Below are 12867 nucleotides of genomic sequence, written 5' to 3' on the forward strand. Positions count from 1 at the left end.
GGCGCCCTCGCGAGCCGGGGGAGCGCAGCGGATAGGATCGTCCCTCGTGGTCACCCGTCTCTCGCATCTGTTCGTCCGCACGCTCCGGGAGGATCCCGCCGACGCCGAGGTCGCGGGCCACCGCCTCCTCGTCCGCGCGGGCTACATCCGCCGTCAGGCGCCCGGCGTCTTCGCCTGGCTGCCGCTGGGACTGCGCGTCAAGCGCCGCATCGAGCGGATCATCCACGAGGAGATGGAGGCCGCCGGCGCCCAGGAGGTGCACTTCCCCGCGCTCCTGCCCCGCGAGCCCTACGAGCTCTCGGGCCGCTGGACCGAGTACGGCGACGGCGTGTTCCGCCTGAAGGACCGCAAGGACGCCGACTACATGCTGGCTCCCACGCACGAGGAGTTCTTCACGCTGCTCGTGAAGGACCTCTACTCCTCCTACAAGGACCTGCCCCTGTCGATCTATCAGATCCAGGACAAGTACCGGGACGAGGCGCGGCCCCGCGCGGGCCTCCTGCGCGGCCGCGAGTTCACGATGAAGGACGCGTACTCCTTCGACTACACCGACGCCGGCCTCGACGCGAGCTACCAGCGCCAGCGCGACGCCTACGAGCGGATCTTCGCCCGTCTGGGCCTGGAGTACGTGATCGTGCAGGCCGACGCCGGAGCGATGGGCGGCTCCCGGAGCGAGGAGTTCCTGCACCCCACCCCCGTCGGCGAGGACACCTTCGTCCGGTCGGCGGGAGGGTACGCGGCGAACGTCGAGGCGTACCGCACGCCCGTCCCCGCGGCGCTGCCCGTCGAGGGCCTGCCCGAGGCGCGCGTCTTCGACTCGCCCGACACCCCGACCATCCAGACCCTGGTCGACCTGGCGAACGCGACGCAGCCCCGCCCCGACGGCCGCGCCTGGACCGCCGCCGACACCCTGAAGAACGTCGTCCTCGCGCTCACCGCGCTCGACGGCACCCGCGAGCTCGTGATCGTAGGGCTGCCCGGCGACCGCGACGTCGACCTCAAGCGCGCCGAAGTGGCGTTCGCCCCGGCCGAGGTCGAGGCCGCCACGGCGGAGGACTTCGCGAAGCACCCCGGACTGGTCAAGGGCTACATCGGACCCTGGTCGGCCGAGGGAGCCGTCCTGGGCGAGGAGTCGGCGACCGGCGTCCGCTACCTGCTCGACCCGCGCGTGGTCGACGGCACCGCCTGGATCACCGGGGCCAACGTCTCCGGGCAGCACGTCCTCGACCTGGTCGCCGGCCGCGACTTCCACGGCGACGCCACCGTCGAGGTCGCGGACGTCCGCACCGGCGACGAGGCGCCCGACGGCTCGGGCCCGATCGAGACCGCCCGCGGCATGGAGATCGGCCACGTCTTCCAGCTCGGCCGCAAGTACGCCGACGTCCTCGGGCTGAAGGTGCTCGACGAGAACGGGAAGCTGGTCACCGTCACGATGGGCTCCTACGGCATCGGCGTGACCCGCATCCTCGCCATCATCGCCGAGGCCACCCACGACGACCGCGGACTGCTGTGGCCCGCGAACGTCGCGCCGTTCGACGTGCACGTCATCGCGACCGGCAAGGACGCGGCGGCTCTCGAGCTCGCCGAGTCGGTCGGTGCCTCCCTCGAGGCCGCCGGCCGCGACGTGCTGATCGACGACCGCCCGAAGGTCTCGCCCGGCGTCAAGTTCGGCGACGCCGAGCTGATCGGGGTGCCCGTGATCGTCATCGCGGGGCGAGGAGCGGCAGACGGGATCGTCGAGCTGTGGGACCGCCGGTCCGGCGAGCGCGAGCAGCTCCCGGTCGCCGAGGCGCTCGCCCGGCTGGGCGCCTAGACCCGACACGCCGAGGGCCCCGCCACCGCTTCCCGCGGCAGGCGGGGCCCTCCGTGCCTCGGCAGGAACCGCGGGTGGAACCCCGGGCCGCGTCGGGTACCCTTGAGGGCTGATCCGGGTGAGAGCCCGGCAGGCGAACGACCGCGGTCACCACCGCGGCATCCAAGTGAATAGAGAGAAAGGCCCGCCCGTGGACATCGACCTGAGCGTTCTGCGACTCATGGAGCGCGAGCGCGAGATCCCCTTCGAGGAACTCGTGCAGATCATCGAGCAGGCGATCCTGACCGCCTACCTCAAGCACATCGGCCAGGCCGACGACGCCGACAAGGCCACCGCCGTCGACGCGCGCGTGCACCTCGACCGCAAGACCGGTCACGTCTCGGTCTTCGTGCCCGAGCTCGACGAGGAGGGCGCCGTCGTGGGCGAGGCCGAGGACTCCCCGCGCGACTTCGGCCGCATCGCCGCCTTCGCCGCGAAGCAGGTCATCAACCAGCGCCTGCGCGACATCGCCGACGAGCACGTGCTCGGCGAGTTCAAGGGCCGCGAGGGCGACATCGTCGCCGGCGTCATCCAGCAGGGCCCCAATCCGCGGATGATCCACGTCGACCTCGGCTCCATCGAGGCGATCCTCTCGCCCGAGGAGCAGGTGCCCGGCGAGGACTACAGCCACGGACGCCGCATCCGCGTCTACGTCACGAGCGTCGGCCGCGGACCCAAGGGCCCGTCGGTCCAGGTGTCCCGCACCCACCCGTCGCTGGTGCGCAAGCTGTTCGCCCTCGAGGTCCCCGAGATCGCGTCCGGCGTGGTGGAGATCGTCTCCCTCGCCCGCGAGGCCGGCCACCGCACCAAGATCGCGGTGCGCGCGACCGAGCCCGGCGTGAACGCCAAGGGCGCCTGCATCGGCGAGCTCGGCCAGCGCGTGCGCGCGGTGACCGCCGAGCTCAACAACGAGAAGATCGACATCGTCGACTACTCCTCCGACTTGCCGACCTTCGTCGCCAGCGCGCTCTCGCCCGCCAAGGTGACCAGCGCGTTCGTGATCGACCAGAGCCTCAAGGCCGTCCGCGCGCTCGTCCCCGACTACCAGCTCTCGCTCGCCATCGGCAAGGAGGGCCAGAACGCCCGCCTCGCCGCCAAGCTGACCGGCGCGAAGATCGACATCCAGCCCGATTCGGTGATGGACGGGGAGTGATCCCCGAGCATCGGCCGTGCGGGGGAGCGGTCCCGGAGGGGAGGGAGTAGAGTGGAAGCCGTCAGAACGTGCGTCGGCTGCCGTCTGCGCGCCCCCCGGGCCTCTCTTCTGAGGCTGGTCCTCCACTCGAACGTCCTCGCGGTAGACCCGCGTGCCGTCCGTCCTGGTCGGGGAGCGTGGCTCCACGACACAGCCGACTGCTACGAGCTCGCGGTCAAGCGCCGCGCGTTCGGAAGAGCGTTCCGGACACGCGAGAGCGTGGACGCGAGCGAGCTGGAGCAGTACATCGCACGATCCGACCGGCTCGGCCCCTCGACCGGAGGGGCCGGAGCAGCGCACGATCACACCATAGAGAACAGGCAGAACGGCCCGTGAACTGATCATGAGCGAAGACTGATGAGCGGCTCGAAATGAGACCCGTCCGTTCGTGACGCCTGCCCCCGTCTTGGGTGCAGGCCCAAGACAGGAGAGAAGTGGCAAAACCACGCGTACACGAGATCGCATCCGAACTGGGTGTCGATAGCAAGGTCGCACTTGCGAAGTTGAAGGAGCTCGGCGAGTTCGTCAAGGGCCCGTCCTCGAGCATCGAACCCCCGGTGGCGCGCAAGCTCCGCCAGGCCCTCCAGGGCCAGGGCGGTTCCTCCGCGGGAGCGTCGGCGACCCCGGCCGCCCCCGCCGCCGGCGCCCGTCCCGGGGCCCCGCGCCCCTCCGGCGCGCGTCCGTCCGCGCCCACGCCCGGACCGGCCAAGCCGCCCGCTCCGGCGCCGGCACCGCCGATGTCGGTCGCCGAGCGCCAGGCCCAGGCTCAGGCCGCCCAGGAGGCCGCGGCCGCTCAGCGCGCTCAGGCAGCCAAGGACGCGCCCGCCGAGGCCGCCGCTCCGGCTCCGACCGAGGCCCCCGCGGCTCCGGCCGCCGCCGAGAAGCCGGCGTCCGGCGCGACCCCCGGCGGACCCAAGCCCGTGACCCCGCGTCCGGCTCCCGCCGCGAACACCCCGCGCCCCGGCGGCGCCTCGGGCGGCTCCAACCGCCCCGGCGGCACCCCGCGCCCGGGCAACAACCCGTTCGCCAGCAACCAGGGCATGGGACAGCGTCCCGCCGCCCCGCGCCCCGGCAACAACCCCTTCGCCAGCTCGCAGGGCATGGGATCGCGTCCGACCCCGGGCAACATCCCCCGCCCGGCTGCTCCGCGCCCCGGCGCGCCCCGACCCGGCGGACCCGGCATGGGCCAGCGCCCCGCCGGCTTCGGCCAGCGTCCCGGCGGACCCGGCGGCGGAGCAGGACGTCCCGGCGGTGCCGGTCGTCCGGCCGGCGGCGGCTTCCAGCGCCCCGGCGGCGCTCCCGGTGCCGGTGGCGGCTTCGCCCCGCGTCCCGGTGGCGGCGGCGGTCGCGGTCGCGGCCCCGGCGGTGGAACCGCAGGAGCCTTCGGTCGCGGCGGCGGCAAGAGCAAGGCCCGGAAGTCCAAGCGCACGAAGCGTCAGGAGTTCGAGCTCAGGGAGGCCCCGTCGCTCGGCGGCGTCAGCGTCCCCCGCGGCGACGGCAGGACGGTCATCCGTCTGCGCCGCGGCGCGTCGATCTCGGACTTCGCCGACAAGATCGAGGCCATGACCGGCGTGCCGGTGCCCCCCGGCAACCTGGTCACCGTCCTCTTCGCCCTCGGCGAGATGGCGACGGCGACCGAGTCGCTCGACGAGGCCACCTTCGAGGTGCTCGGCTCCGAGCTCGGCTTCAAGATCCAGGTCGTCTCGCCCGAGGACGAGGACAAGGAGCTCCTCGAGGGCTTCGGTCTCGACCTCGAGCAGGAGCTCGACGACGAGACGGACGAGGACCTCGAGATCCGTCCGCCGGTCGTCACCGTCATGGGTCACGTCGACCACGGAAAGACGCGCCTGCTCGACGCGATCCGCAACGCCAACGTCGTCGCCGGCGAGGCGGGCGGCATCACGCAGCACATCGGTGCGTACCAGGTCGTCGCGGAGCACGAGGGCATCGAGCGCCCGATCACGTTCATCGACACCCCGGGTCACGAGGCGTTCACCGCCATGCGAGCCCGCGGTGCCCAGGTCACGGACATCGCGATCCTCGTGGTCGCGGCGGACGACGGCATCATGCCGCAGACCATCGAGGCGCTGAACCACGCCCAGGCGGCCAACGTGCCGATCGTGGTCGCGGTGAACAAGGTGGACAAGCCCGACGCCAACCCGGCCAAGGTGCGCCAGCAGCTCACCGAGTTCGGGCTCGTCGCCGAGGAGTACGGCGGAGACGTCATGTTCGTCGACGTGTCGGCTCGCGCGGGCACCGGCATCCAAGACCTCCTGGACGCCGTGCTGCTCACCGCGGACGCCGGTCTCGACCTGCGCGCCAACCCCAACAAGGAGGCGCGCGGAGTCGCGATCGAGGCGAAGCTCGACAAGGGACGCGGTGCGGTCGCGACCGTGCTCATCCAGTCGGGAACGCTGCGCGTCGGAGACGCGATCGTCGCCGGAACGGCCTACGGCCGCGTCCGTGCGATGGCGGACGAGAACGGCAACGCCGTCCTCGAAGCCGTGCCGTCGCGTCCGGTGCAGGTGCAGGGACTCTCGTCCGTGCCCCGCGCCGGCGACACCTTCCTCGTCACCGAGGAGGACCGCACGGCCCGTCAGATCGCCGAGAAGCGCGAAGCCGCTCAGCGCAACGCCCTGCTGGCCAAGGCCCGCAAGCGCATCTCGCTCGAGGACTTCACCCGTGCTCTCGAGGAGGGCAAGGTCGAGTCGCTCAACCTCATCATCAAGGGCGACGTGTCCGGTGCCGTCGAGGCGCTGGAGGAGTCGCTCGTCAAGATCGAGGTCGACGACTCGGTGCAGCTGCGCATCATCCACCGCGGTGTCGGTGCGATCACGGAGTCGGACGTCAACCTCGCGACGATCGACAACGCGATCATCGTGGGCTTCAACGTCCGCCCCGACCCGAAGGCCCGCGAGCGCGCTGCTCGAGAAGGAGTGGACATCCGCTTCTACTCGGTCATCTACAACGCGATCGAAGAGGTCGAGAACTCGCTCACGGGCATGCTCAAGCCCGAGTTCGAGGAGGTCCAGTCCGGTGTCGCCGAGATCCGCGAGGTGTTCCGCTCCTCCAAGTTCGGCAACATCGCGGGTGTCATCGTCCGCTCCGGCACGATCACCCGCAACTCGAAGGCGCGCGTCATCCGTGACGGCGTCGTGGTCGGGGACAACCTGGCCATCGAGTCGCTGCGTCGCTTCAAGGACGACGTCACGGAGGTCCGTACGGACTACGAGGCCGGTATCGGACTCGGAAAGTACAACGACATCCAGATCGGCGACGAGATCGAGACGATCGAGATGAAGGAGAAGCCGCGAGGCTGATCCGCTCCACTGGAAGGCCCGGGTCCGCCCGGGCCTTCCGGCGTCTCACGGCGCTGTTCGTGCGGGATCGGGAGGGGACTCTCGTCCTCTCGCGCCCTGCGGGAGGAATCGGGGGCCGCCCGTGTCCCGGAGGTGCGCACCCTCCAGTGGGCGCTTCCGCACCCCCGGGTGCGGGAGACCGACCCCGATCAGGCGCTCCTGTCTCGGTGGGTGCGCCCGCTGAACGAGCAGCTCGCGAGCAGCGCGCCTGCGGGCGACGTCCGGCTCCCGATCCAGCACCTGAGCCTTCCCGCCCCGGTCCCCGAGGATCCGGGGGGCGGACCCGCACTCCCTCCGATCGCGGGCACGGGTGGGGTGCCTTCTCGCGGCTCCTGGCCGGGCCTGGCGGGCGGGCCGCAGGCCCGCGGGAGGGAGCCGCGAGAAGGCACCCCACCCGCGCCGTCGATGACGCGCGGTCGAGGGGCATCACGCCCCAGAAGCAAGGCCCCCTCAAACGCGACCGGTCGTCCGGGCGGAGAGTGGTTGAATGGCGAGCTGAACGGTTCGCCGAGAGAGATGTGAGGACCAGCCATGGCAGATCCGGCCCGGGCGAGGAAGCTCGCCGAACGTATCCAGGTGATCGTCGCGAAGCGGCTCGAGCGCGGTCTCCGCGACCCGCGCCTCGGCTTCGTCACCATCACCGATGTCCAGGTGACCGGCGACCTGCAGCACGCCTCGGTGTTCTACACGGTCTACGGCACCGATGAGGAGCGCGCCGATTCGGCCGCGGCACTCAAGGCCGCCACCGGCATGCTCCGCACCGAGGTGGGCAGGAACATCACGTCCCGGCTCACGCCGTCGCTCGAGTTCATCCTCGACGCGGTGCCCGAGAACGCGAAGCACATCGAGGATCTGCTCGCCGCCGCGCGCAGCCAGGACTCGCAGGTGCAGTCGCTCGCCGCTCAGGCGGACTACGCCGGCGAGGCCGACCCCTATGTGAAGCCCCGCGAGGACGACGAGGACTAGGCGCCGAGCCCGAACACCGCGGAGCCCGTGGCGACGTCGACCGATTCCAGGACGACGACGACACGGGCTCCCGGCGTGAGCGGGGCCGGGACGTCGACGGTGATCTCCGGGTCGAGCAGCTGGACCGAGGAGCGGGTGCGCGTCGAGGAGACGACGATCCCGCTGAAGGAGGCTCCTTCGCGGCCGCGGAGGGCGGCGGCCTCGACGATCGCGGTCGCCGCACGGGAGGCGGCTCCGGCCCGGCGGTCGCTCGCGGCGAGGAGCGGCGGGAGCAGGGGCAGCGCCTCGCGCAGCTGCGACGGGATCGTTCCGCCGCGGGACACCGCGAGGCAGACGGCGAGGCCGAACCGGTCGACCAGGCGCCGCAGCGGCGCGGTGACGTGCGCGTACGGCGCAGCGAGAGCCGCCTGCTCGGGATGCTCCGGCGGGGCGCCGTCGAAGGCGGTGTAGCCGGCGCCGCGGAACAGGCTCGCCGCGGCGTACATGATGGCGAGCTGGGCGGGGTCGGCGGTGTCGAGGCGGCGCAGGTAGGCGCCGTAGGCCTCCTCCTCGGGCCACGGGACGCCGAGCGCCGCGGCTCGGGAGCGGAAGGCCGCGACGGTGGCGGGGTCGGCCTCGGGCATGGTCCGGAGGATGCCCACCCCCGCGTCGAGCATCATCGTCGCCGCCGCCATACCGGTCAGCAGCGAGACCTGGGCGTTCCAGCCCTCGACGGCCAGGGGAGCGCGGCGCTCGACCCGGTAGCCGCCGTCGGCGGCGACGATCTCCTCCTCGGGCAGCGTCAGGCTCGCTCCTCCACGCTCGGCCTCGCGCGCCAGGCGCTCGCGTCCGAACCAGGGGAGGAGGGCGAGGGAGGGGTGCGGATCGCCCGCGTCGACGCTGCGCTGCACGCCCTCGTAGTCGAGCCGGGCCACGCTGCGGACGAGCGCCCGCTCGAGGTGCACCGAGCGCGGCTCCGCCCGCTCGTCGAGGGTCAGCGTCCAGACCAGCGCTCGGCGCGTCTCGTCCGGCAGGAGCGACGCGGTCCCCTCGGAGAGGACCGCGGGGTGCAGCGGGACGCGGCCGTCCGGGAGGTAGTAGGTCTGGCCGCGGCGGCGCGTCTCGGCGTCGAGCGCCCCGCCGGTGCGGACGACCGCGGGAACGTCCGCGATGGCGTAGCGGAGGACGACGCCCTCCGACGTGCGCTCCAGGTGGAGGGCCTGGTCCAGGTCGAGCGAGCCGGGCGGGTCGATCGTCACGAAGGGGAGGTCCGTCCGGTCGACGCGGTCCTCGTCGTCCGCTCCGGCGTCCGCGTGCTCGGCCTCGGCCAGCGCGGCCGGCGGGAACGGGCCGGGCATGTCGTTCTCGACGCGGACCGCGGCGAGGGCGCGCTGGACGTCCTGGGCGAGGTCGACGTCGAGGGCGCGCTCGACGGCGGCGTCGGGGCGGGGGAGGCGGAGGCGGCGACCGGTCACGGCGCCGACCCTACCCGCCTCCTCCGACGCGGACGGCGGTCGACGGGCCCTCAGGAGCCGGGGAGGAGGTAGCCGTCCTCCGGGCCGCCCGTCGCCAGGCCGTCGGCGAGGAGCCCGGCCAGGGCGCGACCGCGCTGGTCGGCGTCCGGCCAGAGAGACTCCACCTCGGCCGCGGTGACCGGGCCGTGCGCGGCGCGCAGCTCGGCGAGGATGAGGCCGCGGACCTGGCGGTCCGAGCCCTCGAACCGCTTCTGCTTCGCCTTCACGGGCCCGGTGTGCTCGGGGTACCCCTCCGCCCGCCAGCGGCAGAGGTCGCGGATCGGGCACTCGTCGCAGCGCGGAGCGCGGGCGGTGCAGACGACCGCCCCCAGCTCCATCGCGCCCGCGTTGAAGGCCGCCGCCTCGGAGAGCGACTCGGGCAGCAGCGCCGACATCGCGGCGAGGTCGGCCCTCGCGCGGGGCGGACCGGGCTCCGCCGCTCCGTCGACCGCGCGCGCGAGGACCCGGCGGACGTTGGTGTCGACCACGGGGTGCCGCCTCCCGTAGGCGAACACGGCGATGGCGCGGGCGGTGTAGTCGCCGATGCCGGGCAGCGCGAGGAGGGTCTCGACGTCGTCGGGGACCACGTCGCCGTGCTCCTCGGCGATCGCCACGGCGCAGGCGTGCAGGCGCAGGGCCCGCCGCGGGTAGCCCAGGGACTGCCAGGCGCGCACCGCCTCGCCGGGCGGGACGGCGGCGAGCGCGGAGGGTGTCGGCCAGCGCTCCAGCCACTCCGCCAGACGCGGGACGACGCGGACCACCGGGGTCTGCTGCAGCATGAACTCGCTGACGAGCGTGCCCCAGGCGGGGAACCCCTCTCGGCGCCACGGCAGGTCGCGGGCGCTCGCGCGGAACCAGGCGGTGATCGCGTCGGCGAGAGGGTCGGAGGGCATCAGCCCACACTAGGCGGCGGCGCGTATCGTGGGCGGATGACCAGGTGGGCTCCGCAGAAGGCCGATGTGCTCGACGCTCTCGCGGCGGAGGTGCTGCACAACTACGGGCGCGGACGGGTCAAGGTCGGGATCGACGGCGACGACCCCGCGGTGAGCGCGGCGTTCGCGCTCGACCTCGCGGAGGCGCTCCGCCGGGCCGGCAAGGACGCGATCGTCGCGCACCTCACCGACTTCCGACGTCCCCGCGCCGATCGGGACGACCCCGCCGTGCCCGAGGAGCAGCGCTCCTACGCGGCCGGGTACGACTACGAGCTCCTGCGCCGCGTGCTGCTCGATCCGTTCACCCTCGGCGGCAGCACCGGGTTCGTGCTCGCGGGCTTCGACGCGGTGCGCGACGAGGCGCGGCAGGCGCGCTGGCGGACCGCCGGCCGCGACGCGGTGCTGCTCGTCGACGGCGAGTTCGCCCTCCGGCCGGAGCTGCGCGGCGCGTGGAGCACCAGCATCCGCCTCGACACGCAGGAGCCGCCGGTGGACGCGGCGTACCGCGCCACGACGGATCCGCGCCGGCTGGCGGGGATCCTCGTCGACATCCGCGATCCGGAGCAGCCCCGGCGCCTCTTCGCCGACTCCTGCTGAGCCTCGGGACGGAGGCCGCCGCCGCGGGCGGCGTCGGTCCGACAGGGCCGCGGGCTCAGACCAGGGCGGCGCGGCGCACGACCTCAGCCGGCGGCACGAAGGCGCCCGCCCGCTCGACTTCGTGCACCAGGTCGACCAGCAGCTGGTTGACCGGTGCCTCGCGCCCGCCGCGGTGAGCGGTGCGGACCACGGCCCCGGCCAGGTGGTCGATCTCGCTCGGCACTCCGCGGCGGACGCTCTGCAGCGTCGACCCGGGGTTCGGCACCTCGCCCATCCGCGCGGCCATCCGGCGGGGGAGCAGCTCGACCAGGGGCAGGGGAGCGGCGGCCAGGGCGCGGACGGACGCGTTCGAGAGTCCCTGCAGCGAGCCGAAGCGGACGCCCGACGCGAGGCCCGTCCGGGCGGCCTCGCGCATCGACCGGGCGAGGACGCGCCGCAGCCCCGGATCGACGATCGTCTCCTGGACCGAGAGCCCGGTGATCGCGGGCAGGGCGTTGACCTCGTTGATCAGCAGCTTCGTCCACTGCGCTCCGGTGAAGTCGTCGGTGACGGCGGTGGGGACCGCCTCGCCGAGCACGGCGGCGGCACGGCGCACGTCGTCGTCGGCCGGGCGGCCGGGGACGCCGAGCGTGGTCGTGGCAGGAGCCGTGACGGTGACGCGGCCGGGTTCGAGGTGGCTCGCGGCGAAGAGGGCGAGAGCACCCACGAGCCGGGCGTCGCGCACCTGCCGGGCCGCCGCGGTGAGTCCGTCCAGTCCGTTCTGGACGACGACGACGAGAGTGCCGTCGACCGTGCGGCGGTTGGTGCGCAGCGCGTCCTCGGCGTCCTGCGCTTTCGTGCAGACGAAGGCGAGATCGGGCACGAGGTCGAGGGACTCGCCGCAGCGGACCCAGGCGGTGTGCTCGCCCCACGCCCCGTCGAGCCGGATCCCCGACCGGCGGATCGCGGTGAGGTGGTCGCCTCGGGCGGTGACCTCGACGTCGTGCCCGGCGCGGTCGAGAAGGGCGGCGATGGTGCCGCCGACGGCGCCTGCTCCGAGTACTGCGATCCTCATCCGGACAGCCTAGGACGGGCGGGCGAGGGCTCCGGCTCCACCCCGGGGGTACTCCCGATCCGTCCGTGTATCCTCGCACCCGTGCTCGAGACCCCCGCCCCGGCTCCGAACGGGATCCTCCTGCTGGACAAGCCCGGCGGCATCACCAGCCACGACCTCGTCTCGCGGACCCGCCGCCGCGCGGGGACCCGCAAGGTCGGCCACGCGGGGACGCTCGATCCGATGGCGACCGGGCTGATGATCCTCGGTCTCGGCCCCTCGACGCGCCTGCTCACCTACCTCGTCGGCCTCGACAAGCAGTACGAGGCGACGATCCGGCTGGGCTCCTCCACCACCACCGACGACCAGGAGGGCGAGGTGCTCGCCTCGGCGGAGCCCGCCCTCGTCGCGGCCCTCGCCCCGGAGTCGGTGTCCGACGCGATCGCGGCCCTCACCGGAGCGATCGAGCAGGTCCCGAGCACGGTCAGCGCGATCAAGGTGGACGGCCGCCGCGCCTACGCCCGCGCCCGCGACGGCGAGGAGGTCGTGCTCGCCTCCCGCCCCGTGACCGTCTCGGAGTTCGCCGTCCTGGCGAGCCGCCCGGTCGAGGGGTTCCTCGACCTGGACGTGCGCGTCACCTGCTCCTCCGGCACCTACATCCGCGCGCTCGCCCGCGACCTGGGCGCGTCCCTCGGAGTCGGCGGCCACCTGACCGCGCTGCGGCGCACCGCGGTCGGCCCCTTCTCCGTGGCGCAGGCCGGCGAGATCGACGAGCTCGACGTCCCCGCCGCGCTCCTGCCGCCGACGCTGGTGGCGGGCGAGCTGTTCCCCCTGCTGCGCCTCGACGCCCAGGAGGCGGGCGATCTCGCGAACGGCAAGCGCATCCCGGCCCCGGAGGCGGTGGCGGGCGCGAAGGGCCTCCTCGCCGCGGTCGGCCCGGGGGAGCGGCTGATCGGCCTCGCCGAGCGGCGCGGCACCCAGCTCAAGAGCGTCGTCAACTTCCCGACCGAGGACCTGCGGACGGCCGCCTCGTGATCGAGTGGTTCACGATCCTCCAGGTGGGGATCGCCGTCGCGGCCGGCCTGCTCTGCCTCGTGCTCGGGCTGCTCGCCCGCCGTCCCTCGGACGTCTCGGTCGGCGCGACGGCGATCGTCGAGCTGCTGCTGATCGTCCAGCTGGCGGTCGCGATCGTGTCGCCGCTGGTCGGCAACCGCCCGTCGGGGAGCCTGCCGGAGTACTACATCTACCTGATCTCGGCGCTGCTCCTGCCGCTCGCGGCCGGGTTCTGGGCGCTCATCGAGCGGAGCCGCTGGAGCACCGTGATCCTGGGCGTCGCCTGCCTCTCGATCGCGGTCATGGTCTACCGGATGCACCAGATCTGGTTCTTCCAGAGCGCCTGATCGGGCCCGCCACCGGGCCCGGCCCGGCGAGCGCCTAGCATGG

At 73.4% G+C, this 12867-nt stretch carries 11 protein-coding genes; 8 read left to right on the forward strand and 3 right to left on the reverse strand.

Annotated elements, in window-relative coordinates; all coding sequences use genetic code 11:
- Positions 1-46: 46 nt before the first annotated feature.
- From C5D09_RS01975 to rbfA, 5 genes are all read left to right on the forward strand, one after another.
- Entirely contained in the window at positions 47-1813 is a 1767-nt protein-coding gene (locus C5D09_RS01975) for a proline--tRNA ligase (RefSeq protein WP_104225179.1), read from the forward strand.
- Between the two features lie 190 nt (positions 1814-2003).
- Positions 2004-3005 (forward strand): transcription termination factor NusA, encoded by a 1002-nt coding sequence (gene nusA / locus C5D09_RS01980; RefSeq protein WP_104225180.1) that lies wholly within the window; start codon positions 2004-2006, stop codon positions 3003-3005.
- Positions 3006-3056: 51 nt separating this feature from the next.
- Entirely contained in the window at positions 3057-3380 is a 324-nt protein-coding gene (locus C5D09_RS01985; RefSeq protein ID WP_104225593.1) for a YlxR family protein, read from the forward strand.
- Between the two features lie 98 nt (positions 3381-3478).
- Positions 3479-6364 (forward strand): translation initiation factor IF-2, encoded by a 2886-nt coding sequence (infB, locus tag C5D09_RS01990; protein WP_104246572.1) that lies wholly within the window; start codon positions 3479-3481, stop codon positions 6362-6364.
- A gap of 570 nt (positions 6365-6934) precedes the next feature.
- Positions 6935-7369, forward strand: coding sequence for a 30S ribosome-binding factor RbfA (gene rbfA, locus C5D09_RS01995; RefSeq protein ID WP_104223052.1), 435 nt, complete (start codon positions 6935-6937; stop codon positions 7367-7369).
- Here the strand turns inward: rbfA and C5D09_RS02000 are convergent.
- Both C5D09_RS02000 and C5D09_RS02010 read right to left on the reverse strand, forming a co-directional pair.
- On the reverse strand, positions 7366-8823 hold the full coding sequence (locus C5D09_RS02000) for a ribonuclease catalytic domain-containing protein (protein WP_258066882.1): 1458 nt from the start codon (positions 8821-8823) through the stop codon (positions 7366-7368). The genes rbfA and C5D09_RS02000 overlap by 4 nt on opposite strands.
- A 50-nt stretch (positions 8824-8873) precedes the next feature.
- The gene (locus C5D09_RS02010; RefSeq protein WP_104268492.1) at positions 8874-9755 is read right to left on the reverse strand and encodes an A/G-specific adenine glycosylase; all 882 of its coding nucleotides are present in this window, start codon (positions 9753-9755) and stop codon (positions 8874-8876) included.
- A 36-nt stretch (positions 9756-9791) separates the two neighbouring features.
- On the opposite strand from C5D09_RS02010, the gene C5D09_RS17780 reads away from it, so the two are divergent.
- Positions 9792-10391, forward strand: coding sequence for a hypothetical protein (locus C5D09_RS17780; RefSeq protein ID WP_258065749.1), 600 nt, complete (start codon positions 9792-9794; stop codon positions 10389-10391).
- A gap of 55 nt (positions 10392-10446) precedes the next feature.
- On the opposite strand, the gene C5D09_RS02020 is transcribed toward C5D09_RS17780, so the two are convergent.
- On the reverse strand, positions 10447-11445 hold the full coding sequence (locus C5D09_RS02020; RefSeq protein ID WP_104268493.1) for a ketopantoate reductase family protein: 999 nt from the start codon (positions 11443-11445) through the stop codon (positions 10447-10449).
- An 81-nt stretch (positions 11446-11526) separates the two neighbouring features.
- Here C5D09_RS02020 and truB point away from each other — a divergent pair, with 81 nt between their 5' ends.
- Both truB and C5D09_RS02030 read left to right on the forward strand, forming a co-directional pair.
- On the forward strand, positions 11527-12459 hold the full coding sequence (truB, locus tag C5D09_RS02025) for a tRNA pseudouridine(55) synthase TruB (RefSeq protein ID WP_104223057.1): 933 nt from the start codon (positions 11527-11529) through the stop codon (positions 12457-12459).
- Positions 12456-12824, forward strand: coding sequence for a hypothetical protein (locus tag C5D09_RS02030; RefSeq protein WP_104223058.1), 369 nt, complete (start codon positions 12456-12458; stop codon positions 12822-12824). Before truB ends, C5D09_RS02030 begins: the two co-directional genes overlap by 4 nt.
- The last annotated feature ends 43 nt before the right edge of the window (positions 12825-12867 follow it).

The sequence above is a fragment of the Rathayibacter sp. AY1C9 genome, from assembly GCF_002932315.1.
In the GTDB taxonomy this organism is placed as follows: domain Bacteria; phylum Actinomycetota; class Actinomycetes; order Actinomycetales; family Microbacteriaceae; genus Rathayibacter.

Coding starts and splice junctions, on each gene's coding strand:
- C5D09_RS02010 (WP_104268492.1), bottom strand. CDS start 9,755: ATGCCCTCCGACCCTCTCGCCGACGCGATCACCGCCTGGTTCCGCGCG.
- rbfA (WP_104223052.1), top strand. CDS start 6,935: ATGGCAGATCCGGCCCGGGCGAGGAAGCTCGCCGAACGTATCCAGGTG.
- C5D09_RS02020 (WP_104268493.1), bottom strand. CDS start 11,445: ATGAGGATCGCAGTACTCGGAGCAGGCGCCGTCGGCGGCACCATCGCC.
- C5D09_RS17780 (WP_258065749.1), top strand. CDS start 9,792: ATGACCAGGTGGGCTCCGCAGAAGGCCGATGTGCTCGACGCTCTCGCG.